Origin of the sequence: Actinoplanes derwentensis (genome assembly GCF_900104725.1) — a bacterium.
Taxonomy (GTDB): Bacteria; Actinomycetota; Actinomycetes; order Mycobacteriales; family Micromonosporaceae; genus Actinoplanes; species Actinoplanes derwentensis.
Map to the genome: position 1 here is coordinate 10,486,553 of NZ_LT629758.1, position 19,268 is coordinate 10,505,820.

The window sequence follows — 19,268 nt, forward strand, 5'->3', positions numbered from 1 at the left end:
GGGGCACGGCGACCGGTGGGAGGAGAATTCCACCGGTCGCCCGGCGTCGTCCTACCGGGCCCGGGCCTCCTTGTGCGCGTCGGCGAGCTGGACCGCCAGGATGCCGGCGAACTCGACCGTTGCCATCCGTACCGCCAATGCTCTGGTGGGGTGGGGGTGGCTTTTTCTGGTCAGCCGGGCCAGCCAGCGCTTCTCCAGCTGACGGCGGCCGACGAGCGCCGCCACCGACAGGGCGAGCGCTCCCGCGGTCAGGGCGGCTTTGCGCTTGTCGAAGACGAACTCCGGCTCCTGGGTGGCAGCCGGCGGATCGGAGACCGGGAACGGGTGCGGGGCGAGCGCGATCTCGTCGCCGGCGGCACCGGTCTTGTCCGGCGTGACGGCGTAACTGACGGCGGCCAGCGCGGCTACCGTGCCGGCGCGGGCCAGGCGGCGGCGGGCCGGCGACAGCTCGCGGGCCGCGATCCAGGTGCCGCTGACACCGGCTTGCAGGACGGCCATGCCGACGGCGCGCAGGTACGGAGAGGTAGGCATGGCCAGACCTTATCGAGGCCCGGCTACCGGCACGCTTTGGTGCGATAAAGGGTAGATTGCATGGATGAGGCGGACGTCGACGGTCCTGGCCATGCTGACCGCGGTCTTCTGTTCGGCGTGCGGCGGCACCGGCACCGAGAGCGCCCCGGCCGACGACGGCTCGGTCAGTCTCGGCTTCGTGCAGGTGGGCAGCGACGGGGCCTGGCACCGGGCGAACACCCGGTCGATCGTGCAGGCCGCCGCCACCGCCGGAGTCGCCCTGGACGTGCGCGACGACGGGCGCACCCAGGAGCAGCAGATCGCCGACCTGCGGGACCTGATCGCCCGCGGGGTGGACGTCCTCGCCCTCTCCCCGGTCGTCGAGTCCGGCTGGGACGGGGTGCTCCAGCAGGCCAAGGACGCCGGAATCCCGGTCATCCTCACCGACCGGGCGGTCGACACCACCGACACCTCGCTCTACGTCTCGGCGCTCGGCTCCGACTTCACCGCCCAGGGCCGCAAAGCCGGCGAGTGGATGGTCGGGCGGTTCCGCGACACCACCGGCCCGGTCAAGGTCGTCGAGATCGAGGGGACCACCGGATCGGCCGCCGCCAACGGCCGGCTCGCCGGGTTCCACACCGCGATCAAGGCCGCCCCGCACCTGGAGGTGATCGCCTCCCGCGACGGTGACTTCAGCCGGGAGGGCGGGCAGAAGGTGATGGCCGGATTCCTCACCAAGTACCCCGACATCGACGCGGTCTACGCGCACAACGACGAGGAGGGCATCGGTGCCGTCGCCGCCATCGAGGCAGCCGGGAAGAAGCCCGGCAAGGACATCGCGCTCGTCACGGTGGACGCCAGCCGGGACGGGCTCACCGCTCTCGCCGCGGGCAAGCTCGACTTCGTCGTCGAATGCAACCCACTGTTCGGCCCCCAGCTGCTGGATCTGGTGGCCAAAGCCGCCGCCGGCGAGACCACGCCCCGGCACGTGCCGGTGACCGAGACCGTCTTCGACGCCGAGGCCGCCCGCAAAGCCCTGCCCACCCGGGAGTACTAGGGCCTGGCCGGCGCACTAGCCCAGTTCGGGCAGCAGGCTGGCCAGGTCACCGAAGGTGCCCCGGTGCTCGCGCAGCATCGGGGCCAGGGTCTTGCGGAACGCGGTCGAGTCGACCTCGTTCGTCCACGCACCCTGCGCATCCGCCGCCGCCACCTGGTCGAAGGTGGCCGCCGTCCAGAGCCGCAACTGCTCGTCGCGGGTGAGCACTCCGGCCTGCATGATCGCGTCCCGGTCCTTGGCCGGCAGCCCGGCCAGCCAGGTCTTGCTGGCCAGCAACACGTCCACGGTGTGCTGGTGCCGGGTCCAGGAGAAGTACCGGGCGTACTGCGCGTGCTGTTCGGTGGCGTAGAAGACGGCACTGTTCTCGGCACCGTCGACCAGCCGCTGCTCCAGCGCCGAGGCGATGTCGTTGGTGGCCAGCGGCACCGCCATGGCTCCGAGCGCGTTCACCATGTCGATCGACACGATGTTCTGCGGCACCCGGATCCGCATTCCTTTGAGGTCGGCCGGGGTGTAGATCTGACGCAGCCGGTTGTAGACGTTGCGGTCCCCGCCATAGAAGAACGCCAGCACCGTCAGACCGTGCTCGTCGAGGATGCTGGTGCAGCGGCGGCCCAGTTCCCCGCGGATCGCCTCCAGACAGCTGCCCTGCCCGCGGAAGACGTATGGCAGGTTGACCACGCCGAGCCGTTTGTCGTACGCGGTCAGGTTCGCCAGCAGCGTCTTGCAGAACGCGACCTGACCGGTCCGGACCATCTCGGTCACCCGGTTGTCGTCGCCCAGCGCCCCGCCCGGTTTCACCTCGACCGTGTACTTTCCACCGGTCAGCGCATTGACCTGGGTGCCGAAGAAGTTCTCGGCCACCACCATCGGGCTGTTGCCCTTCACCGGCTCGCCGAGCTGCACGGCGACCGGCCCGTCGGTGCCGCCGCCACCCTCCGACTCGCCGCAGCCGGTCACCAGCGCCAGCCCGACCGTCCCGGCGACCGTGCACGCCGAGGTCAGCAGAGATCGACGGTTCACCTGACCCACGGTAATCGGGCCGGACTTCTCAGACCGCGGTAATCGCCAGATCGGGAGATCCGGCCCGGTCGAGCCAGACGGTCAGATCAGCGGCCGGCAACGGACGGCTGATGTGGTAGCCCTGCGCCTCGTGACAGCCGAGGTCCCGCAGCGCCCGCATCGCCGACTCGTCCTCGACACCCTCGGCGACGACCCGCAGGTGCAGGTTCTTGCCCAGGTCGACGACGGCTCGCACGATCGTCTCGTCGCGGGAGTTCTCACTCATCCGCATCACGAAACTCCGGTCGATCTTCAGCTCGTGCGGGGGCATGTCCCGCAGGTGCGCGATCGAGGAGTAACCGGTGCCGAAGTCGTCGATCGAGATCTTCACGCCGTACGCGCGAAGCTCCTGAAGCACCTCACCGGCCCGCTGGGTGTCCCCGATGACGGCACTCTCGGTGATCTCCAGGGTGAGCAGGCCGGGCCGGACCCCGTGCCGGGCGAGCGCGTCGACGATCATCAGCGGGAACGTGTCGTCGGCCAGCGACCGGGCCGGGATGTTCACCGACACCGGCAGCTCGTGGCCGGACCGCTCCCACTCGGCGATCTGCGCCAGCGCCTGCTCCAGCACGTCGGCTGTGATCAGGTCGATCAGCCCGCTCTCCTCGGCCAGCGGTACGAACACCCCCGGCGCGAGCAGTCCTCGCTCCGGATGCTGCCAGCGGACCAGGGCCTCAGCCCCGCACGTCGCACCGGTGGCCAGCTCCACCTTCGGCTGGTAGTAGACGACCAGCTCACCGCGCTCGACACCCTGCCGCAGCTCGCTCAGCAGGGTCAGCCGGTTGGTGTCACCGCCGTCCAGCGACACGTCGTAACCGACCACCCCGTCCCGGCGGCGTTTCGCCGCGTACATCGCGACGTCCGCGTGCTGCAGCAGCTCCGAGGCGTCGGCGCCGTCGGCCGGGTACATCGACACCCCGATGCTCGCGTCGATGTCGACCATCAGCCCGCTCAGCTCGATCGGCTGGCGCAACGTCTCCAGCAGCCGGTGCCCGGCCTCCAGGGCGGCCTCCGGTTCCGCGGTGGCCGGCAGCACCACGGCGAACTCGTCGCCGCCGAGCCGGACCACCGAGTCACCGGCCCGGCAGGTCCGGGTCAGCCGCTGCGCCACCTCGCACAGCAGCTTGTCCCCGGCCTGGTGCCCGAGCGTGTCGTTGACCTCCTTGAACCGGTCCAGGTCGATCAGCAGCAGACTGAACGGCTCGCCGGTCCGCTCGCCCTCGTGGACCGCCGCGGCCAGCCGGTCCTGGAACATCGTCCGGTTGCCGAGCCCGGTCAGCGGGTCGTGGGTGGCCTCGTGCAGCCGCCGCTCGGCCTGCCGTTCGGCCCGGCGCTGATAACCGATCAGTACGAAAGCGCACACCGCGAACAACAGCACCACGACCGGGATCATCAGCTCGGCGAGGGTACGGACCAGGATCGTGCGCCGGTCGACACCCCGCAGATAGTCCGCCAGCTCCTGCTGGTTGCTGTGCACGTTCTCGAGCACCTCGTCACGCAGCGGGGCGAAGGTCAGCTCCGCCAGCTCGCCGTAGCCCTGCACGTTCGAACCACGCTCGGTCCGCGACATGATCTCGACGACGATCCGGCTGTAGTTGGCGTACGCGCCCCGGATCGCGTCCAGCTCCACCTGGCCGACGGCCCGGTTACGCTGAAGCCAGTCCAGGTCGGCGCGGGCCGAGTCGAGGGTCGCGGCCAGCTGCTCACTGCGGTAGTGGGTACCACCGGTGGCCAGGTACTCGTGCAGCGCGGCGTCCTGCGCGTTGATCCGGACCGAGATGTCGTTGAGGACCTTGGTGGTCTCCTGGGTCCGGCGGACCTCCCGGGTCGCGTCGGCGGTGACCGTGGAGGCGAAGACGGCGGACCCGGCCAGGATGGTGATGCCCACGGCGGTGCCCGCGATGGCCGACCGCGCCACCGCACGACTGGCCATCAGACGGCGCCACCACCCGCGCGGCGCCATCCGATCCGATCCTGCGCTTCCGGTCACGGAGACAACTTCGGCCACCCGGCGCCGAAGTTAAAGGGTTATCCGCCGCACGACCTCGGTGAGCCGCTCGGCGGCCTGTATCCCGGACACCCGCAACCCGTGGATCACCGTCAGGTCCTCCACCGCGCAGGCCGGCGGTGTCTGCCCGACCGCCTGGGCCAGCGCCGGCGTCCACCGCGCCCACTCCGCCATCTCGGCGAACAGCTCGTCCTCCATCTCACCGGGGGACATCGCGGTGGTCAGGCGCTGGGTGAACCGCTGCCGGAACGCCCAGAACGACCACACCTTCGCCTCGTCGATCAGCTGCTCCACCGGGTCGGTCCGCAGATAACGCAGGGCGATCTGCAACGACTCGGACCGGCCGTCCCCGATCAGGGCGTCGATCATCCGGTGCCGCGCGTGCGCCCCGGCCACCTCGTAGAAGGTGCTGCGGCAGCCGCGCGGCTCGGCGGCGGCGACGATCGTCTTCCAGGTCATGTCGGACCGTGGCCCGCTGTTGAGCACCGTGGCGGCTGCCCGGTAGTAGGTGGTCTTGGTGTTCCAGTGGTTACGGCGTGGCGAGGTGTTACCGGCGAGCCGCCGCACCCACCCGCCCACGACCGTCCTGTCGAGACCCGCGAATGCCGTCATCGTCCTCAGTCCTTCTGGTGCCTTCTCATCGGATCCAGCGCCAGACGAGCCTCGCGGGACGGGCCCGGTGACCGCATCACGTGTTCACGTGATCCTGCGGTCGCGGGTCTCCCGTGCCACCCGGGCGGCCAGTTCCACCCGGCTGTGGATCTCCAGTTTCATGAAGACCTTTCGCAAGTGACTGTCCACCGTGTGCGGTGACAGATTGAGCCGCCGGGCCACCTCGATGTTGGTCATCCCCTCGGCCACGAGCAGCGCCACCGGCCGCTCGGCCTGCGACAACCCGGGCAGGACCGGCTGCTGCTCCGCGGGCCGCCCGGTACCGGCCGGGCCCAGCCAGCCGCCGAGACCGTCCCGCAGCCGCCGGTGCACCCCGTGCGCGCCGGCCGCGATCGCCAGCAGTAGCGCCTCGTCGTACCGATGCCGCGCGGTCTCCCGGTCCCCGGTGTCCCGGGCCAGTTCGGCCGCGTCCTCACCCGCCGCGGCCACCGCGAGCGGCCGCCGGCTGTGCCGGAAGGCCGCCATCGCGGCCCGCAACCGGGCCGGATCGCGGGTCAGCACCCCGGCCGCGTGCTCGGCCGCCCCGGCCGCCGCCCACGAGTCCGGGTTCGTACGGGCCAGCCGGGACGCGGCGGCCACGGCCACCGCCGCCCGGTCCGGGTCACCGGCGGTCAGCGCCAGCCTGACCAGGACCGCGGCCACGGCCGGCTCCTGCACCAGCAGGGCGGGCCGGTCGCCGACCGTGTCGTAGACGCCGTGCATCAGCCGGAACGCCCCCAGCATGTCGCCCTCGGCGGCCAGCAGCGACGCCCCGGCCCACGCCACGTGCTCCGGCGGCGCGGTCACCCCGGCCGCGGTCAGTTCCCGGATCCGGTACAGCAGATAGCGCCCCTGATCCAGGTCGCCGCGCAGCACCGCCAGCCGGATCAGCGTCCCCAGCAGCGGCACCACCAGCTGATAGGTGCTGTGCTGTTCGGCCTGGGCCACCCCGGCGTCGGCCTCGGCCGCCGCGTCGTCGAGACGGCCCCGCGCAGTCAGCAGCGCCGACCGGTAGTGGTGCCAGAGCGGCTGCGCCCACGCCGTACCGAGCGCGTCGCACTCCCGGTGCCCCTGGTTCAGGGCCCGTTCCGCCTCCTCGAACCGGCCCAGCGAGGTCAGCGCGTTCGCCAGCCAGATCCGCGGATGCCGGTGCAGGGCCTGCCCGCGAACCCGGTCGGCCAGCGCGGTGGCGGCCTCGGCGTGCGTGAGGGCGCCGGACAGCCGGCCCTCGGCGTGGGCGACCAGGCTGCGCGCGGTCAGGCCGGCGACCGCGGCACCCGGCTCGTGGTCGCGGCCCAGCCGGTCGGCTTCGGCGCCGGACTCGTCGGCCGTGGCCAGGTCGTCCAGGGCGACGGCGGCGTGCGCGCGGATCGCGTACAGCCGGGCGCGCACCTCCGCGGGCACCTTCGGGCCGGCGAGCCCCGCGTCGGCGTACCCGGCGGCCTCGATGTCCTGACCGGCGTGCTGGAACGCCTCGGCCAGGCCGAGCCGGACCCTCGCCCGGGTCGCCGGATCCAGGTCGGCCCGCAACGCCTCCTGGCCCAGCTGGTTCGCCTTCACCAGGCGCCCGGCCGACGCGAGCAGTCCCACCGTCCCGGCGATGACCGCCGGCCGCTGCGGGTCCTGCTTGCCGATCGCCCGCAACGCCTGCAGCATCAGGTCGGCGGCGGTCGCCGGAGCGGTCGCCGCTACCCCGGCCGCGGTGCCCCGCAACATGCCGATCGCGGCTCCGGCCCCGGTCCGCCCGCTGCGCAGCAGATGACCGGCGATCTCGGCGGCCGGCCGGTTCTGCTCCCGGGCCAGTACCGCGGCCCGGCCGTGCAGATGCTGCGACTGGGCGATGCTCAGGGTGCTCTGCAGCGCCTGATGCACCAGGGCGTGCCGGAAGACCAGGCCGGTGTGGTCCTCGACGAGCAGCCCGGAGGCCACCGCCTCGTCGATCGGGCCGAACAGGTCACCCGGGTCACGGCCGCCCATCAGCCGGGCCGCCGCCTCGATGTCGATCGGCCCGTCCAGCACCGACGTCGCCCGCAACAGCCAGCGGGCGTCCGGGGACAGACTGCCGGCGATCTCCCGGACCGTGGTGACGAAACTCGACGGCAGACCGTCGCCGACCACCGTGGCGACCCCGTCCGCGATGATGATCTGCCGGGTGGCCAGCAGCGCGCCGATCAGCTGTTCGATTCGCAGTGGAACCCCACCGCACCCCTGCGCCAGCGCCAGCACGGTGTCGTCGGCCCTCGCCCCGATCCGGTCCTCGCACAGCCGCCGGACCGCGTCGTCGTCGAGCACGTCCAGATGGATCGGGGTCACCCGGTGCGACAGCCAGTCCAGAGCCTGCCAGCCCGGGGCGTCGGACTGCCCGGGACGGCTCGCCAGCAGCCACCGCACCGGGAACGACGCCAGCGCCGGCACCAGCTCCCGGACCGCGAGGGCACTCAGCTCGTCCATCCAGTGCGCGTCGTCGATCACGATCAGCAGCGGCTGGACGGCGGCGAACCGTTCCAGCGAGTCCCGCAGCCGGTGGATCTTCGCGTAGTTGCCGGCCGGCTCGTCGTCCAGCCCGGCCAGCCAGGCGAAATCCGCGGCCGGCGGACTGCACGCCCGCAGCGCCCCGGCGAGCGTGACCAGCGGCGCGCTCCGGTCGTGTTTGAACGCCTCCCGCGCGGCCACCGCGACGTCCAGGTCATCGGCGTGGTCACCGGCGGCGAGCAACAGTCGCGACTTACCGATCCCGGGCCGTCCGAAGATCACATGACAGCCCCCGCGGCCCTCCTTCGTCTCGTCCAGCGCGGTGCGGATGACCTTCAGTTCCCCGGTCCGCCCGACGATCCGGTCGCTCACCGCGGCCTCCCGTCAGCCGATCGTGGCCCGAACCCGTTCGTGCAGCTCAGCCGCCCGGTCGATCAGCTCTTTCACGTCGCTGGTCGCGCCCGGCAGCGTGACGTAGACGTGATCGGCTCCGGCCTCGGCCAGCGCCTCGACATCGGCGGCCAACTGGCGCACGTCCCCGGCGTACGGCGGCCGCGGGTCGGCCTTTGACGTGGTCAGGTCCATGGTGCCGATCTGGACCGTGCAGCTCACCGTGGCCGGATCGCGGCCGGCGTCCTCGGCCAGCCGGCGGATGTGCGCCAGCTTCACCGCGACCTGGGCCGGATCGGTGGCGCTGGCCAGCCAGCCGTCGGCGCGGCGGGCGACCCGCTCCAGGGCGCGCCCGGCGGCGCCACCGAGCAGGACCGGGATGCGGCGGGCCGGTTTGGGGCCGATGTCGAGGGTGTCCGCGTGATGGTGGGTGGTCGCGAAACTCACCGGGTTCGGGCCCCAGACCCCGGCGGCGATGTCCAGGAAGTCGTCCAGGGCGCGCCCCCGCTCGGTGAGCGGGACGGCACCGGCCGCCGCGAACTCGTCGGGGGACCAGCCGGTGCCCAGCCCGGCGACGACCCGGCCGTCGCTTGCCGCGTCCAGGGTGGCGAGCTGCCGGGCCAGGCGCAGCGGCAGGTGCAGCGGAACCACCAGGACACCGGTGCCCAGCTCGATCCGCTCGGTCACCGCTGCCGCCATCGAGAGCGTGACGAGCGCGTCGCTGACCCCACGATAGCGGTCCGGCCAGGGCAGTCCCGGCACGCCGTAGAGGCCGTGCGGCCCACTCTGATCCTCCGGCACGACCACCCGCTCGAACACCCACAGGCTGTCGTAGCCGATCTCCTCCATCGCCCGCGCCGCCGCGACCACATCCACGCCGGGCCGGAAATGCTGGTACTGCGGCAGACTGACACCGATCTTCACCATGGCGAAGACAATTCCACAAACGACATTCATCCGGTACGCCCGTCGAAGGTCCCGCCGGGTCCGCGCGAGGCCCGCGAGGGTCCGGACCGCCGGCGCGACCGCCGGGCGGGGGCGTTGTGACCCGGTTTATATTTACGAACGGTCGGTCGTTTTGTAGGTTGGTCGGTATGACCCAGGACGGCAGGCTGATCCGCGGCGAACGCACCCGCAGCGCGGTGCTGGAGCAGGCCCTCCGCCTGGCCACCGTGTCCGGGCTCGACGGCCTGTCCCTGAGCCAGGTCGCCGACGCGCTCGGCGTCAGCAAATCCGGCCTCTTCGCGCACTGGCGCTCGAAAGAGGCCCTGCAGCTCGCAGTCATCGACCAGGCCCGCGCCCAGTGGACCGAGCTCGTCATCCGCCCCGCCCTCACCGCCCCCGCCGGGGTGCGCCGGTTGTGGGCCGTGCACCTGAGCCGGCTCGCCTTCTACGAGGCGCGGGTGCTGCCCGGTGTCTGCTTCTTCGCCAACGCCCAGTTCGAGTTCAACGCCCGCCCCGGCACCGTCCGCGACCGTCTCAACGCCGAGCAGACCGCCTGGATGACCTTCCTGACCGGCCTGGCCACCGAGGCCGTCACCTGCGGTGACCTGCGCCCCGGCACCGACCCGGCGGTCCTCGCCTACCAGACCGAGGCCCTCGGCGTCTGCGCCGTCATGCAGGCCCCGGTCCTCGGGTTGGAAACCGCCTACCAGCACGCCCGGCAGGCCCTGCTCGACCACCTGCGGGCCATCGGCACCACCCAGGCAATCCTGCTCGAGCAACTTCCGCAAGCCTGTCCCGAAGGAATCCGATGAGCACTGCAGCACTCCCGATCACCTACGGCGATGTGGTCCACACGCCGGTCCACTTCGACGACCTCGACGCCATGGGCGTGCTGCACAACTCGCGCTACGCGGTCCTGGTCGAGCGGGCCATCGGCAAATGGTGGACCGCCCGCGGCGTCAGTTTCACCGGCGGCCGCCCGACGTCCCCCGACGCGTTCAACGTGGTCCGGGAGTACGGCATCACCTTCCACGTCCCGGTGACCACCATCGGCGACATCGCCGTCCACTTCTGGCTGGCGAAACTCGGCACCACCAGTGCCGACTACCGCTTTCGCGTCACCACCCTGGACGGCTCCACGGTCCACGCCGACGGCCGCCGCGTCAACGTCCGCCTCGACCCGGCCACGATGCGCCCGGTCCCGTGGACCGACCACGCCCGGGACGTGGCCCGGCCGCTCGTGAAACCCTGACACCCACACGGCACCGTCGTTTCGGTATCTTTCCCACCCGTGGCGGTCATCTTTGAACTTGTGGTCAATTTCGGTCAGGACGTCGCGGGTGCCGAGCGGGCGCGGGAGGCCGCCCTGGCGGCTGCGCCGCTGGTGGCCGGAGCGCACCGGATCGGGGTGCACGCGCACGTCGATACCCGCGGTGCCTACGCCGAGCTGAGCGTCATGCCGGTCGCGGTGTCCTGGGGGTCCACGTTCGACGAAGGGCTTCCACACCTCGAACTGTCCGCCGCCGAGCTGACCGAACTCGGCCATGGGCTGTATGGGCTGCTCAGCACGTTCAGTGGTTACCGGGCGGCGGCCGTGGGCTGGGACTGTGAGCCGTACGCCGACACCGAGGACCTCGAGGACGCCGAAGCGCCGGGCCGGGTCTTCGCCGAGGGCATCGTGAGCGGGCCGTCGTTCACGCCGTTCGCCCCGGGCTACGTGTGGGTGCCGTACACCGGTGAGAACTGGTCACCGGCGGCCTTCGGCTGAACCCCGCGCGGCCGCCTCGCGCGGGGTCGCCGGTTGTGCTTCCCGTAGAGCCGGGGGCAGCAGGAAGGTGATGTTCTCCTCGGCGACCCGGTGTTCGGTGACGCGGGCCGGGGCCAGGACCGCGATCACCTCGTCGACCAGGTGCGGCGGCGCGGAGGCACCGGCGGTCAGGCCGACGGTCCGGACGCCGTCGAGCCACTCCGGCCGGATCCCGCTCGCGTCCTCGATCAGGTGGGCGGGCGTGCCGTGGCGCCGGGCGACCTCGGTCAGCCGCAGTGAGTTGGAGGAGTTCGCCGAGCCGACGACGAGGACCAGATCGCAAGCGGCCGCGATGGCGACGACGGCCGCCTGCCGGTTGGTGGTGGCGTAGCAGATGTCGTCCGGCCCGGAGATCTCGGGAAACCGTGCGGTCAGCGCGTCGATGATCTCGCCGGTCTCGTCCGCGGCGAGCGTCGTCTGGGTGATGTAGGAGACCCGGCCCTCGGCCCGCACCGAGCGGGCCGCCGCGACGTCCGGGATCAGCTGGATGCCCGGGGCCTGACCGAGGGTGCCCTCGATCTCGTCGTGCCCGGCATGGCCGATGAGCAGCACGGTGTCGCCGCGGGCGGCGAACCGGCGCGCCTCGGTGTGCACTTTGGCGACCAGTGGGCAGGTGGCGTCGATGACGTCCAGCTCACGACGGGCGGCGTCGGCGCGGACGGCCGGGGCGACGCCGTGCGCGGAGAAGACGACGACCGCGCCGTCCGGAACGGTGTCCAGTTCGTCGACGAAGATCACGCCGCGGGCTTCGAGACCGGCGACGACGTGGGCGTTGTGGACGATCTGGCGGCGTACGTAGACGGGCGGCCCGTGCTGTTGCAGGGCCCGGTCGACCATGTCGACGGCGCGTTCGACTCCGGCGCAGAAGGAGCGAGGGGCGGCGAGCAGGACTTCCATGATCTCGGAGCTTAGGTTGGAGAGTTCAGTTATCTGCAAAAACCGGTAAAGAAGTCGTTCGCTGGGATAAAACGGGCTGAAGGGAAGCCATATTAAGGATGAAACGTGACTAGTTCTGTCAAACCTGTCGAAACTCGCGAACTGCAGGACCATCAACAGCGGCAGAGCCTGAGCACTGCCGCCGCCCGCAACCTCGCGCACACCACCAAATCCGTACCCCAGATGCAGGAGATCTCCTCCCGGTGGCTGCTGCGCAAGCTGCCCTGGGTCGAGGTCGGCGGCGGCACCTATCGGGTGAACCGCCGGATGACATACCGGCTGGGGGACGGCCGGCTCACCTTCACCAACACCGGCGCGTCGGTGCACGTCGTCCCGGCCGAACTCCGGGAGATCGCGATCCTCGCCGCGATCGACGACGAGGACCTGCTGCGCGGCATCGCCGAACGGTTCGTCCAGCGGGAGTACGAGCAGGGCCAGGTCATCGTCGAGTTCGGTTCGATGTCCGACAACCTGTACCTGATCGCGCACGGCAAGGTCGACAAGATCGGGGTCGGCGCGTACGGCGACCCGGTCAGCATCGGCGTACTCGCCGACGGGGAGATGTTCGGCGACCGGGTACTCGTCGAGGACGACACCATCTGGGACTACACCGCCAAGGCGATGACCGCGGTGACCATGCTGGAGCTACCGCGGAGCGCGTTCGCCGAACTGGTCGGCCGCAGCGAGACTCTTCGCCGGCACGTCGACGGGTTCCGCGACAAGAGCCGCAAACCGCAGAACAAACACGGCGAGGCGGAGATCGCGGTCGCGGCCGGTCACCGGGGCGAGCCCGTCCTGGCCGGCACCTACGTCGACTACGAGGCCAGCCCCCGCGAGTACGAACTGAGCGTCGCCCAGACCGTCCTGCGGGTGCACACCCGGGTCGCCGACCTCTACAACGAACCGATGAACCAGATGGAGCAGCAGCTCCGTCTGACCGTCGAGGCGCTGCGCGAGCGCCAGGAGTACGAACTGATCAACAACCGCGAGTTCGGTCTGCTGCACAACGCCGACCTGCGGCAGCGCATCCACACCCGCGGCGGCCCGCCCACCCCCGACGACTTCGACGAACTGCTCAGCATGCGCCGGGCCACCAAGTTCTTCCTGGCCCACCCGCAGGCCATCGCCGCGTTCGGCCGCGAGTGCACCAAACGGGGCATCTACCCGCCGACCGTGGACATGGACGGCCACACCGTCCCGTCCTGGCGGGGTGTGCCGATCCTGCCGTCCGGCAAGATCCCGATCAGCCACACGCACACCACCTCGATCATGGCGATGCGGGTCGGCGAGGCGAACCAGGGCGTGGTCGGCCTGCACCAGACCGGGATCCCGGACGAGTACCAGCCCGGCCTCAACGTGCGGTTCATGGGCATCAGCGAGCAGGCGATCATGTCGTACCTGGTCAGCGCCTACTACTCGGCGGCGGTGCTGGTGCCGGACGCACTCGGCATCCTCGATCACGTCGAGTTGTCGCACTGATGTCCGTCGTCACCGATCTTCGGGGGGCGCCGCCGTCCGATCTACGGCGCCTACTGCCGACCTTCGGGATGTCCGCGGCCAGGGCATTCCTCGGCCCCCTGGTCTCGCCGCCGTCCGACAACACGCTCTTCTGCCCCGACGCGGTCCGGGACGACCCCGCGCTGGGCGACCTGGTCGACGACATGCTCGTCGACTGGGCCCGGCAGGTCGGGATCTATGAGGGGCGACTGGACAAACTGCGGTCGTACGGGTTCGGCCGGTACATGATGCTCGCCCACCCGGCGGTCAACGACCCGGACCGCCTGCTGATGGCCTCGAAATGCCTGGTCGCCGAGTGGGCCACCGACGACTACTACGTCGACGAGATCGAACTGGGCGCCGACCCGGCGGTCGTCGGCTCCCGGCTGTCCCGGCTGCTCAGCATGATCGACCCGGCGCGGCTGGTGCCGCGGTACGCCGCCGACATGGACGCCTACCACCGGCTGCAACCGATCTCGGAGGCGTTCCGCAGCGCCGTCGAACATCTGGGCCGGTACGCGTCCCCGTCGCAGATGGGCCGCTTCCAGCACCAGATGGCGATCCTCTTCCTGGCCTGGACCCAGGAGGCGGACTGGCACGTCAACCGGCGTACGCCACCGGTCTGGGAGTACCTGGTCCAGCGCCACCTCAACAGCTATCTGCCGCCGATGATCCTGATCGACGTGCTGGCCGGCTACGAACTGCCGGCCCACGAGTTCTACCACCCGGACGTACGCCGCGCCTTCACCACCGCCGGCAACGCCGCGGTACTCGTCAACGACCTGCACTCGGGCCCTGCGGAGTCGGACACCGACTACAACCTGCCGCGGGTGCTGTCCCTGCAGGAAGGACTCTCCGGCGCCGAGGCACTGGCCCGGACCGTCGAGATCCACAACGAGTTGATGCACGACTTCGTCGGCCTGGCCACCCAGCTCAGCGCCGTCGGTTCACCGAACCTGCGGCGGTTCCTCGCGGACACCTGGGCCTGGGTCGGCGGAAGCCGGCGCTGGCACGCCACCACCGGCCGCTACCACAACCACGGGAGTACACGATGACCAGCACGATCCTGCGTACCGACTTCGAGAAGTCCGTCGCCAACTACTGGAACACCAACCAGGACGACCCGGTGAACCTGCGCCTCGGCGAGGTCGACGACCTGTACCACCACCACTACGGCGTGGGCCCGTACGATCCGTCGGTCCTGGACGGCCCCGCCGAGACCCGTGAGAAGCGGATCATCGCCGAACTGCACCGCCTGGAATCCGCCCAGGCCGACCTGCTGCTCGACCATCTGGGACCGATCCGGCCCACCGACATGATCCTGGACGGCGGTTCCGGCCGCGGCGGCACCAGCATCATGGCCAACCAGCGCTTCGGCTGCGAGGTGGACGGCGTCTCGATCTCCGAATACCAGGTCGGTTTCGCCAACGAACAGGCCGCCCGCCGCGGCGTCAGCGACCGGGTCCGCTTCCACTTCCGCAACATGCTGCAGACCCAGCTGCCGTCCGACACCCGCCAGGCGATCTGGACCAACGAGACCACCATGTATGTCGACCTGCACAAACTTTACGGCGAGTTCGCCCGTCTGCTGAAGTTCGGCGGCCGCTACGTCTGCATCACCGGCTGCGCCAACGACGTCAAGGGCCTGCGCTCGAAGGCCGTCAGCAAGATCAACGAGCACTACACCTGCGACATCCACCCGCGCAGCGACTACTTCCAGGCCTTGGCGGCCAACGGCCTGGTCCCGATCAACGTCGTGGACCTGACCGAGGCGACCATCCCGTACTGGCAACTGCGCGCCGAATCCGAAGTGGCCACCGGCATCGAAGAGGCCTTCCTGACCGCCTACCAGGAGGGCAGCTTCCACTACCTCCTCATCGCCGCCGACCGGATCTGATCACTCCGGGCGCGGCCCCCCAGGCCGCGCCCGGTTGTCCTCGGCCCGCGCCCGGGACCGCGTCTGGGAGGATTCCCGGATGCCCCGGTACCGGGCCCGCGACGGGCTGAGCCTCTTCTACGACGTGGTGGGTGCCGGGCCGCCGCTGGTGGTGCTGCCCGGCGGGCCCGGTATGGACGTGCGGTACCTGGGGGATCTCGGTGGCCTGGCGGCGACCCGGACGCTGATCCTGGCCGACGCGCGGGGCGGCGGGCGGTCCGAGGTGCCGCCGGACCCGGCGACGGTGTCGTTCACGGCGCAAGCCGGTGACGTGGAGGCGCTGCGGGTCCATCTCGGCCTGGCGCGGATCGATCTGCTGGCGCATTCGGCGGGTGCGCTGACCGCGCAGGAGTACGCCGTCCGGTTTCCCGCCCGGGTCCGGAACCTGATCCTGGTCACCCCGATCGGCCGGGCCGGGCGGGACGTCGACCCCGCGGAACTGGCCGGGATCCGGGCCGCCCGATCCTCGGAACCGTGGTACCCGGGGGCCGCCGCGGCGGTCGGTGACCGGAGCCCGTTCGCGCAGGCCCGGCTGGTCCCGTTCCACTGGCACCGCTGGAGCCCGGCGCATCGCTCCCACTACGTCGCCGCGCACGGCAACCCGCTGCGGTGGTACCGCGAGGCCTTCTACTCGGGAACCGCCCGTCCCGGCTCGGTGCCCGCGCCGGTCCTGGTGCTCGCCGGCGCCTCGGACGGCATGATCGGAACCGCTCCGGCCCGAGTGGTGGCCGCCGCTCATCCCGGCGCGCACCTGGAGATCCTGGCCGAATCCGGGCACCGCCCGTGGGCCGAGCAGCCGGTTCCGTTCCGATCCGTGATCGATACTTTCCTGAACGCCGGGGTTGGAGTGGACCGGACCGGGCAATCTTGATGTTGTGAACTGGCTCGAATTCGCTCTGCGGCATGTCGGCGAGCCGATCACCGTCCGGGTGGAGGCGCCCGGCCGGGAACCGGTGCCGATCGGGCCGTGTGTGGTCGCCCGGCACGACCACGGGACCACCCTGTTGTGCCCGCCGGACGTGGTCGCGCCGCCGGGGACCCGCATCACCCTGCCCGCCGGGGACACCGTCGAAGTGGTGGCGACCGTGCATCTGGACGCCCACGGCACCCGGCTGCCGGCCCATCAGCAACTGGACGTGCGGATCAGCGCCGATCCGGGGGCGGTCCGGCGGGGACCCTGCCGTCCGAGCGGGCGGCTCCGGTAACCGCAACACCTCAAGATCCGGCGGTCGGCTCCGATAGGTCGGAGGTGCGGCTGGGTGGCCTGTTCGCGGGGATGTCACGGCGTGAGAGAGCGGCGTGGTGGACGCTGGCCGCCCTGGTCACGGTCGAGGCGGTGGTCTGCGTCCTCACCGATCTGGGGTCGGCGATCGGGGACACCGTGTTCGCCGGGGTGCTCTACAACGTCTGCTATCTGCTGCCCGGCCTGATGGTCGCGGCTCGCGCCCGCCGTTCGCCCGGTCCGGTCCGCAGGGCCTGGGGTTTCCTCGCCGCCGGGATGATCTCCTACGGGGCCGGCAACCTGTACTGGTACCTGTTCGTCCGGCAACTCGACCCGGAACCGCTCGTCACTCCGGCCGACGCGCTGTGGCTGACGTTCTATCCGGCGTTCGGGGTCGCCCTGGTGATGCTGTTGCGGCACCGCCTGCCGGTGGTCAGCGTCCCGGCCCTGCTGGACGGCGTGATCGCCGCGGCGGCCGTGTCGGCGCTGGTGTCGATCGCGGTGCTGGCCGTCGTCGAACCGGCACCGCACAGCACCCCGGCCGGAATGGTCGTCAACGCCGCTTACCCGCTCTGCGACATCGCGGTGACCGGCTGCCTGCTCGGCGCGCTGGCGTTGTGCGGCTGGCGGGCCGACCGGGTGACGGGTCTGCTGCTCGGCGGGATGGGGCTGTTCGCGGCCTTGGACACCGCCAACATGGTGCTGCTGTGGCAGGGCGCCGACCCGGTGCCGTCGGTGCTGGACGTGCTGTGGATCATCGGGTTGCTGATTCTGGCGCTGGCCGCCGGGCAGCCGTTCGGCCGGACCTGGGCGGGACAGCCGAGCCTGTGGCTGAGCACCGCGATCCCGATGGCCCTCGCGGTGATCTGCCTGGGTGTGCTGATGTGGGCCGCGCTCACCACCCACGACGTGGAGAAACTCACCAGCTGGCTGTCCGGGGCGGCGGTCACCGCGGCGATCGTCCGGATGGCCGCGAGCATCCGGACCGCGGAGGCGCTGGGCACCGCCCGCCGGCAGGCCCGCACCGACGAGCTGACCGGCCTGGCGAACCGCCGCTGTTTCGTGGAGAGGCTGGAGACCGAGCTGGCCGGCGGCGGTTCCCGGCTCGCCGTCGCGTACCTGGACCTGGACCGGTTCAAAGAGGTCAACGACAGCTTCGGCCACGACGTGGGGGACAGTCTGCTGCGGCTGGTCGGGGCCCGGCTGCGGGAGTCGCTCGGGACCGACGTGCTGCTGGCCCGGCTCGGTGGTGACGAGTTCGGGCTGGTCATGCCGGGGGCGGGGCGGGAGGAGGCGGCCGGGATCGTGGCCGCGGTGCTGCGTACCCTCCGCGAGCCTTTCGTCCTGCCGGAGGTGGACCTGCACGTGGACGCCAGCATCGGCGTCGCCGTGCATCCCGACGACGGTTCCGACCGGTCCACCCTGCTGCGCCGCGCCGACGTGGCGATGTACGCGGCGAAGAACGGTCACGGTGGCGGCCCGGTCTTCGCCACCGGCCTCGACGACCACGCGAAGGCCCGCCTGACCATGCTGGAGGAGCTGCGCACCGGCCTGGACCGGGGCGAACTGGTGCTGCACTACCAGCCGAAGGTGACCGTCGACGACGCCCGCCGGGTGATCGGGATGGAGGCGCTGGTGCGCTGGCAGCATCCGGTGCACGGGCTGGTCTACCCGGACGCGTTCCTCTACACCGCGGAGAGCGCCGACCTGATGGGCCGGATCACCACGACCGTGCTGGAGATGGCGTGCCGGCAGAGCCGCCGCTGGCAGGACCAGGGCCTGCCGGTGCCGGTGGCGGTCAACCTGTCGGTGTCGGACCTGCGGGACCCGGACTTCCCCGACCAGGTGTCGGCACTGCTGCTCCGGTTCGGGGTGCCGACGACCGCGATCGAACTGGAGGTGACCGAGAGTGTGCTGATGACCGACGCCGACACCGCGCTGGTGCAGCTCGGCCGGCTGCGGGACATGGGTCTGCGGATCGCCGTCGACGACTACGGCACCGGGTACTCCAGCCTCAGCTATCTGCAGGTGCTGCCGGTCGACGATCTCAAACTGGACCGGAGTTTCGTGGTGCGCTGCGGCACCGACCCGCGCAGTGCCGCGATCGTGCAGAGCACCGTCGGTCTCGCCCACTCCCTCGGCATGCGGATCATCGCCGAGGGAGTGGAGGACATGGAGATCTTCGAGCGGCTCCGGGTCTTCGGCTGCGACCTGGCTCAGGGGTACGGGATCGCCCGTCCCGACGACGCCGCGACCGTCACCGCGTGGCTGCTAGAACGCGCCGGTGTAGAGGAGCCGATTCGGTGAGCCGGTCCCCGGGCCGGTGACTGGGTGCAGGCGTCCAGCGCGAACAGGTCGAGGAAACCGTTGCCGGCCGCGATCGAGTAGGAGACTCCCGAGGCGATCGACGCGCTGACCGCGTTGTCCAGGACCGTGTCGGCGCCGCCGCCGAGGCTCATGTTCGCCACCGCGGGCTTGACGGCGTTCGCGGTCACCCACGCGCCTGGCGCGCCGTCAGGGTGGCGGCGAAACCGTTGAAGGCTTTGCGGTACGACCGGAGCACGGTCGCGTCGTGTTCGGCGGCGCCGGTCCGGCTGACCTTGCCCGGCTTGAGTACGACGAGGTAGCTGTCCGGAACCACTTCGGCCCCGGGCACCGCCAGCACGGCGGCCTCCGGCGGGGCGGCCTGGGCTCCCGAGACGATCCCGAAGGTGGACAGGACGACGGCGGCCGCAGCGGCGACGCCTCGGCGAACGGACGAACGCATCGAACCCT

18 protein-coding genes and 1 pseudogene are annotated in these 19,268 nt (G+C 71.2%); 10 read left to right on the forward strand and 9 right to left on the reverse strand.

Translation table 11 applies throughout. The features are described 5' to 3' along the window. Positions 1 to 51 precede the first annotated feature (51 nt). A complete protein-coding gene (locus tag BLU81_RS46815) occupies positions 52 to 531 on the reverse strand; it encodes a hypothetical protein (RefSeq protein ID WP_157752111.1) in 480 nt (159 codons plus the stop codon). Between the two features lie 64 nt (positions 532 to 595). On the opposite strand from BLU81_RS46815, the gene BLU81_RS46820 reads away from it, so the two are divergent. Beyond that, positions 596 to 1,567, forward strand: coding sequence for an ABC transporter substrate-binding protein (locus BLU81_RS46820; RefSeq protein ID WP_092556153.1), 972 nt, complete (start codon positions 596 to 598; stop codon positions 1,565 to 1,567). A 15-nt stretch (positions 1,568 to 1,582) separates the two neighbouring features. Here BLU81_RS46820 and dctP read toward each other — a convergent pair whose 3' ends face one another. The 5 genes from dctP to BLU81_RS46845 form a co-directional block, all read right to left on the reverse strand. Continuing rightward, positions 1,583 to 2,590, reverse strand: a complete 1,008-nt coding sequence (dctP, locus tag BLU81_RS46825) for a TRAP transporter substrate-binding protein DctP (protein WP_157752112.1) — start codon at positions 2,588 to 2,590, stop codon at positions 1,583 to 1,585. A gap of 28 nt (positions 2,591 to 2,618) precedes the next feature. Then, positions 2,619 to 4,562: a putative bifunctional diguanylate cyclase/phosphodiesterase gene (locus BLU81_RS46830; RefSeq protein ID WP_172890764.1), complete on the reverse strand. Its 1,944-nt coding sequence runs from the start codon at positions 4,560 to 4,562 to the stop codon at positions 2,619 to 2,621. An 87-nt stretch (positions 4,563 to 4,649) separates the two neighbouring features. After that, positions 4,650 to 5,249: a hypothetical protein gene (locus BLU81_RS46835; protein ID WP_092556159.1), complete on the reverse strand. Its 600-nt coding sequence runs from the start codon at positions 5,247 to 5,249 to the stop codon at positions 4,650 to 4,652. A gap of 84 nt (positions 5,250 to 5,333) precedes the next feature. Then, positions 5,334 to 8,132, reverse strand: coding sequence for a helix-turn-helix transcriptional regulator (locus BLU81_RS46840; RefSeq protein WP_092556161.1), 2,799 nt, complete (start codon positions 8,130 to 8,132; stop codon positions 5,334 to 5,336). A gap of 12 nt (positions 8,133 to 8,144) precedes the next feature. After that, positions 8,145 to 9,077: a TIGR03619 family F420-dependent LLM class oxidoreductase gene (locus BLU81_RS46845; protein WP_092556163.1), complete on the reverse strand. Its 933-nt coding sequence runs from the start codon at positions 9,075 to 9,077 to the stop codon at positions 8,145 to 8,147. A gap of 167 nt (positions 9,078 to 9,244) precedes the next feature. On the opposite strand from BLU81_RS46845, the gene BLU81_RS46850 reads away from it, so the two are divergent. From BLU81_RS46850 to BLU81_RS46860, 3 genes are read left to right on the forward strand one after another with little or no spacing between them, the layout of a single operon-like run. Then, a complete protein-coding gene (locus tag BLU81_RS46850; RefSeq protein WP_092556165.1) occupies positions 9,245 to 9,907 on the forward strand; it encodes a TetR/AcrR family transcriptional regulator in 663 nt (220 codons plus the stop codon). After that, on the forward strand, positions 9,904 to 10,347 hold the full coding sequence (locus BLU81_RS46855; protein ID WP_092556167.1) for an acyl-CoA thioesterase: 444 nt from the start codon (positions 9,904 to 9,906) through the stop codon (positions 10,345 to 10,347). Before BLU81_RS46850 ends, BLU81_RS46855 begins: the two co-directional genes overlap by 4 nt. Positions 10,348 to 10,386: 39 nt before the next feature. After that, complete coding sequence (locus tag BLU81_RS46860; RefSeq protein ID WP_092556169.1) at positions 10,387 to 10,863, forward strand: hypothetical protein; 477 nt, start codon at positions 10,387 to 10,389, stop codon at positions 10,861 to 10,863. On the opposite strand, the gene ispH is transcribed toward BLU81_RS46860, so the two are convergent. Next, the gene (gene ispH / locus BLU81_RS46865; protein WP_197686076.1) at positions 10,843 to 11,799 is read right to left on the reverse strand and encodes a 4-hydroxy-3-methylbut-2-enyl diphosphate reductase; all 957 of its coding nucleotides are present in this window, start codon (positions 11,797 to 11,799) and stop codon (positions 10,843 to 10,845) included. The genes BLU81_RS46860 and ispH overlap by 21 nt on opposite strands. A 105-nt stretch (positions 11,800 to 11,904) precedes the next feature. Here ispH and BLU81_RS46870 point away from each other — a divergent pair, with 105 nt between their 5' ends. From BLU81_RS46870 to BLU81_RS51330, 6 genes are all read left to right on the forward strand, one after another. Continuing rightward, a complete protein-coding gene (locus tag BLU81_RS46870) occupies positions 11,905 to 13,317 on the forward strand; it encodes a family 2B encapsulin nanocompartment shell protein (RefSeq protein ID WP_231953865.1) in 1,413 nt (470 codons plus the stop codon). Further along, complete coding sequence (locus tag BLU81_RS46875) at positions 13,317 to 14,390, forward strand: family 2 encapsulin nanocompartment cargo protein terpene cyclase (RefSeq protein ID WP_092556174.1); 1,074 nt, start codon at positions 13,317 to 13,319, stop codon at positions 14,388 to 14,390. The genes BLU81_RS46870 and BLU81_RS46875 overlap by 1 nt, the downstream gene beginning before the upstream one ends. After that, entirely contained in the window at positions 14,387 to 15,232 is an 846-nt protein-coding gene (locus BLU81_RS46880) for a geranyl diphosphate 2-C-methyltransferase (RefSeq protein WP_092556176.1), read from the forward strand. The genes BLU81_RS46875 and BLU81_RS46880 overlap by 4 nt, the downstream gene beginning before the upstream one ends. 79 nt (positions 15,233 to 15,311) lie before the next feature. Next, complete coding sequence (locus tag BLU81_RS46885) at positions 15,312 to 16,142, forward strand: alpha/beta fold hydrolase (protein ID WP_092558632.1); 831 nt, start codon at positions 15,312 to 15,314, stop codon at positions 16,140 to 16,142. A 4-nt stretch (positions 16,143 to 16,146) separates the two neighbouring features. After that, on the forward strand, positions 16,147 to 16,476 hold the full coding sequence (locus BLU81_RS46890; RefSeq protein ID WP_197686077.1) for a hypothetical protein: 330 nt from the start codon (positions 16,147 to 16,149) through the stop codon (positions 16,474 to 16,476). A gap of 983 nt (positions 16,477 to 17,459) precedes the next feature. Continuing rightward, entirely contained in the window at positions 17,460 to 18,800 is a 1,341-nt protein-coding gene (locus BLU81_RS51330) for a putative bifunctional diguanylate cyclase/phosphodiesterase (protein WP_231954908.1), read from the forward strand. Here BLU81_RS51330 and BLU81_RS50090 read toward each other — a convergent pair. Then, positions 18,764 to 18,991, reverse strand: a pseudogene (locus BLU81_RS50090) (S8 family peptidase); the annotation flags it as partial. The gene BLU81_RS51330 and the pseudogene BLU81_RS50090 overlap by 37 nt on opposite strands. Then, on the reverse strand, positions 18,985 to 19,260 hold the full coding sequence (locus BLU81_RS50095) for a protease inhibitor I9 family protein (RefSeq protein WP_197686079.1): 276 nt from the start codon (positions 19,258 to 19,260) through the stop codon (positions 18,985 to 18,987). The pseudogene BLU81_RS50090 and the gene BLU81_RS50095, both read right to left, overlap by 7 nt. Positions 19,261 to 19,268 lie beyond the last annotated feature (8 nt).

Excerpts from the sequence above, each read along its gene's own strand:
- BLU81_RS46815 (WP_157752111.1), bottom strand. The coding sequence starts at position 531 with ATGCCTACCTCTCCGTACCTGCGCGCCGTCGGCATGGCCGTCCTGCAA.
- BLU81_RS46820 (WP_092556153.1), top strand. The coding sequence starts at position 596 with ATGAGGCGGACGTCGACGGTCCTGGCCATGCTGACCGCGGTCTTCTGT.
- BLU81_RS46830 (WP_172890764.1), bottom strand. The coding sequence starts at position 4,562 with ATGGCCAGTCGTGCGGTGGCGCGGTCGGCCATCGCGGGCACCGCCGTG.
- BLU81_RS46835 (WP_092556159.1), bottom strand. The coding sequence starts at position 5,249 with ATGACGGCATTCGCGGGTCTCGACAGGACGGTCGTGGGCGGGTGGGTG.
- BLU81_RS46845 (WP_092556163.1), bottom strand. The coding sequence starts at position 9,077 with ATGGTGAAGATCGGTGTCAGTCTGCCGCAGTACCAGCATTTCCGGCCC.
- BLU81_RS46850 (WP_092556165.1), top strand. The coding sequence starts at position 9,245 with ATGACCCAGGACGGCAGGCTGATCCGCGGCGAACGCACCCGCAGCGCG.
- BLU81_RS46855 (WP_092556167.1), top strand. The coding sequence starts at position 9,904 with ATGAGCACTGCAGCACTCCCGATCACCTACGGCGATGTGGTCCACACG.
- ispH (WP_197686076.1), bottom strand. The coding sequence starts at position 11,799 with ATGGAAGTCCTGCTCGCCGCCCCTCGCTCCTTCTGCGCCGGAGTCGAA.
- BLU81_RS46875 (WP_092556174.1), top strand. The coding sequence starts at position 13,317 with ATGTCCGTCGTCACCGATCTTCGGGGGGCGCCGCCGTCCGATCTACGG.
- BLU81_RS46880 (WP_092556176.1), top strand. The coding sequence starts at position 14,387 with ATGACCAGCACGATCCTGCGTACCGACTTCGAGAAGTCCGTCGCCAAC.
- BLU81_RS46885 (WP_092558632.1), top strand. The coding sequence starts at position 15,312 with ATGCCCCGGTACCGGGCCCGCGACGGGCTGAGCCTCTTCTACGACGTG.
- BLU81_RS51330 (WP_231954908.1), top strand. The coding sequence starts at position 17,460 with ATGGCCGCGAGCATCCGGACCGCGGAGGCGCTGGGCACCGCCCGCCGG.
- BLU81_RS50095 (WP_197686079.1), bottom strand. The coding sequence starts at position 19,260 with ATGCGTTCGTCCGTTCGCCGAGGCGTCGCCGCTGCGGCCGCCGTCGTC.